General features: G+C 64.4%; 1 protein-coding gene. It reads right to left on the reverse strand.

Annotated features, from left to right (window positions below):
* A partial coding sequence (locus tag ACZ6TV_RS55225) for an acyltransferase domain-containing protein (RefSeq protein WP_465309796.1) occupies nucleotides 1-1154 on the reverse strand: 1154 nt, incomplete at its 3' end.
* Nucleotides 1155-1172: the final 18 nt, after the last annotated feature.

Raw genomic sequence — 1172 nt, forward strand, 5'->3', positions numbered from 1 at the left:
GCGGTGGGGTTGAGCCAGTGGTGTTGGTGTTGGAAGGGGTAGGTGGGGAGGTTGGTGGGTTGGGGGTTGGTGGGTTTGGGCCAGGTGGTGTGGTGGCCGGTGGTGTGGAGGTGGGCGAGGTTGGTGAGGAAGGTGGTGGGGTTGTGGTGGTTGCGGCGGAGGGTGCCGGTGATGGTGGTGGGGGTGTTGGTGGTTTCGGCGGTGTCGGTGAGGGCGGTGGTGAGGGTGGGGTGTGGGCTGGGTTCGATGAGGGTGGTGTGGCCGTGGTTGAGGAGGGTGCGGGTGGTTTGTTCGAGTTGGACGGGGTGGCGGAGGTTTTGGTACCAGTAGTCGGCGGTGAGTTGGGTGGTGTCGTGGGGTTGGGTGGTGAGGGTTGAGTAGAAGGGGATGGTGGAGGGTTTGGGGTTGATGGTGGTGAGTGCGGTGGTGATGTGGTGTTGGAGGGGTTCGATGTGTGGGGTGTGGCTGGCGTAGGTGACGGGGATGCGGCGGACTTGGATGTTGTGTTGGCGGTAGTGGTTGAGGAGGGTGTCGAGTTGGTGGGTGTTGCCGGCGATGACGGTGTTGTTGGGGCTGTTGATGGCGGCGATGTGGAGGTCGGGGTGGTTGGTGAGGTGGGGTTGGATGGTGGTGGCGGGGAGGTTGATGGTGGCCATGCCGCCGGTGGGTGGGAGGGTGGTGAGGGTGTTGCTGCGGTGGGCGATGATGTGGGCGGCGTCGTCGAGGGTGAGTGCGCCGGCGATGTGGGCGGCGGCGATTTCGCCTTGTGAGTGGCCGATGACGGCGTCGGGGGTGATGCCGTGGTGTTGCCAGAGGTGGGTGAGGGCGATCATGACGGCGAAGAGTGCGGGTTGGACGATGTGGGTGTGGTCGAGGGTTGGGGCGTTGGGTTGTTGGGTGAGGACGTCGATGAGGTTCCAGTTGGTGTGTGGGGCGAGGGCGTCGGCGCAGTTGTTGAGGTGGTGGGTGAAGGTGGGTGAGGTGTTGTAGAGGTGTTGGGCCATGCCGGGCCATTGGCTGCCTTGGCCGGGGTAGATGAAGGCGGTTTTGCCGGTGGTGCGGGTGGTGTTGGTGATGAGGTTGGGTGCGGTTTTGTTGGTGGTGATGGCGGTGAGTGCGGTGGTGAGGTCGCGGGTGGTGGTGCCGATGATCACGGCCCGGTGATCGAAGTG

It is taken from the genome of Dactylosporangium sp. NPDC051087 (assembly GCF_055586325.1).